4 protein-coding genes are annotated in these 2,620 nt (G+C 55.4%); all 4 read right to left on the bottom strand.

Annotated features, from left to right (window positions below; translation table 11 throughout):
- The coding region (locus tag C8D73_RS11150) for a 2-oxoacid:acceptor oxidoreductase family protein (protein WP_113078243.1) at nucleotides 1-513 on the bottom strand (513 nt) is incomplete at its 3' end.
- 2 nt (nucleotides 514-515) lie between these two features.
- Nucleotides 516-1,337, bottom strand: a complete 822-nt coding sequence (locus C8D73_RS11145) for a thiamine pyrophosphate-dependent enzyme (protein WP_113078244.1) — start codon at nucleotides 1,335-1,337, stop codon at nucleotides 516-518.
- Nucleotides 1,338-1,363: 26 nt separating this feature from the next.
- Complete coding sequence (locus C8D73_RS11140) at nucleotides 1,364-2,500, bottom strand: 2-oxoacid:acceptor oxidoreductase subunit alpha (protein ID WP_046430331.1); 1,137 nt, start codon at nucleotides 2,498-2,500, stop codon at nucleotides 1,364-1,366.
- Nucleotides 2,501-2,518: 18 nt separating this feature from the next.
- The coding region (locus C8D73_RS11135; protein ID WP_170123218.1) for a 4Fe-4S binding protein at nucleotides 2,519-2,620 on the bottom strand (102 nt) is incomplete at its 5' end.

Here is a 2,620-nt window from a genome sequence, read left to right as displayed (position 1 = left end):
CATACCAACCTGCAATGCCTGTTTATTTTTCTCTTCAGTGCCTTTCGGTACGCGGTTCAAAACAGCTTTGACCAGCGATTCTTCACTGACGATGCCGGTCAGCTTCACCAAAGCTCCCAGCGCGATGATGTTGGCAAAAAGCGCTTTGCCAAGCACTTCTTTGGCGCTGTGGGTGATCGGCAGCTCGTAGACCTTGCCGCCGAAGTCCGGCACGTCGCTGACGAAAAGACTGTCGGTGATCATAACGCTGCCTGCCGTCAGGTCGTGTGAATATTTGGTAGCTGCTTCCTGGCTCATTGCCAGCAGCAGGTTCGGGTCGGTCACTTTCGGGAAGTGGATCGCTTCGTCAGAGATAATGACCTCTGCTTTGGAGGCGCCGCCTCTGGCTTCCGGGCCATAAGACTGGGACTGGATCGCCAGCTTGCCGTCTAAAAGCGCCGCCTCTGCCAGAATGATGCCGGCTGTGATCAGGCCCTGACCGCCGGTACCGGATAAACGTAATTCCTGTTTCATGATTATTTACCTCCCTGCGCTCTGGCGATCAGCTCGTCGTAGGCTGCTGTATATTCCTGTCTGCCTTCAACCTGATACAGTACGCCGATCGGGAATTTGCCCGCTTTTTGTTCTTCGGTCATTTTATCCCAGGCTGCCAGCGGTACTGCGTGGTCGCGCTGCCATTTCATCATGTCGGCGGGACCGCCCATTTTATTCTGGCGTCCGTAGGAGATAGGGCAGGCAGTAACAGCTTCGATCAGGCTGAAGCCTTTGTGTTCGATACCCTTGGCGATCAGGTCGGCCAGGATCTGGGCATGGAAAGTGGTGCCGCGGGCAACAAAGGTAGCGCCGGCCGCTTTGACCAGCTCGGCTACGTTGAAGTCCTGTTCGATCGTCGCATAAGGAGCTGTCGTCGCTTTGGAGCCTGTCGGTGTCAAAGGCGAATACTGGCCGCCGGTCATACCGTAAATACTGTTGTTGTAAAGTACGACAGTCATATCGATGTTGCGGCGGGCAGCGTGGATCAGGTGGTTGCCGCCGATCGCTGTAGCGTCGCCGTCGCCGGTAACGACGATGACAGTCAGGCCGGGGTCAGCCAGTTTAACGCCGGTCGCTACCGGCAAAGCGCGTCCATGTGCGGAATGGACTGTATTGAAATCTAAATAGCCGGAGGCACGGCTGCTGCAGCCGATGCCGGAAATAACTGCGATTTTGTCTTTATCAAGGTCAAGCTTGGCAACTGCCTTGACGATGGTGCCGGTAACGACACCGTTGCCGCAGCCGGGGCACCAGATATGAGGCAGGCGGCCCGGACGGAAATATTTATCGATCATTGCTTCCATATTCATAATCAAATCTCCTCTCCTTCTTAGGCCATGGCCTTTTTGATCTCAGCCAGCAGCTGAGCGGGGGTAGCCGGTTCGTTGTCGTATTTTGCGTACAGCGCAACCGGTACCTGTCCTGCGACGACGCGCTCTACTTCCAGTACATACTGTCCGTAGTTGAGCTCGTGCACCAAAATACCTTTGACCTTGGAGGCCAGTTCTTTGATCTGCCTGTCAGCCAGCGGCCAGATCGTGATCGGGCGCATCAGGCCGACCTTGAGACCTTCCCTGCGTGCCATATCCACAGCTTCGTAAGCGGTGCGGGCACCGCCGCCGAAGGCGATAACTGCATATTCGGCATCTTCCATCTGGTAGTTTTCTACCTGGACGATGTCGTCAAGATTGTTGTAAAGTTTGTCATGCTGACGGTTGGTAGCGGCTAAAGTAGCAGCCGGTGTACCTTTCGGGAAACCGGTCTCATCGTGTACCAGACCGGTGACGTGCCAGCGGTAGCCGCTGCCGAAAGCGGGCATGGCGGGTACAAGGCTGTCGTCAGTAGCGTAGGCTTTAAATTCTTCGGGGCTGCATTCAGGCTGTTTACGTTCTGCCTGCGGGATCTCGCTGTAATCGTCCGGCAGTTCGATCTTCTCGCGCATATGACCGATAACTTCGTCCATCAGCAGTACAACGGGAACACGGTATTTTTCGCTGAGAGCGTAAGCGCGCAGCGTCAGTTCAAAGCATTCAGGCACGCTGGCCGGGGTCAGGGCAATGAGCCAGTGATCGCCGTGCGTGCCCCAGCGGGCCTGCATCAGGTCGCCCTGGGAAGGAGAGGTAGGCTGGCCGGTAGACGGGCCTACGCGCTGCACGTTGACGATGACCAAAGGAATCTCGGCCATGCAGGCATAACCGATCAGCTCCTGTTTTAAAGAAAAGCCGGGTCCGCTGGTCGCGGTCATAACTTTTTTGCCGGTCAGCGCTGCGCCGATAATAGCGCCCATGGAAGCGATCTCGTCTTCCATCTGGATGAATTTACCGCCGACGAGAGGCAGGCGTTCAGCCAAAGATTCAGCAACTTCGGTAGAGGGTGTGATAGGGTAGCCGCCGAAAAATTTTACACCGGCAGCGATGGCGCCTTCGACCACTGCCTGGTTGCCTTGTAACAAAAGGATTTTGGACATGATTTCAACTCCTCCGTTTTACTTTTCTACAAAAATCGCAAAGTCAGGGCAGCGTGTTTCGCACTGGCCGCATTGGATACATTTATCCTCGGCGACCACCTCTACTTTTTCGATCTCGCT

It is taken from the genome of Phascolarctobacterium faecium DSM 14760 (assembly GCF_003269275.1).
GTDB lineage: Bacteria > Bacillota > Negativicutes > Acidaminococcales > Acidaminococcaceae > Phascolarctobacterium > Phascolarctobacterium faecium.
Note: the sequence above shows the minus strand (reverse complement) of the source record. Positions and strands in the feature narration are given on the sequence as shown.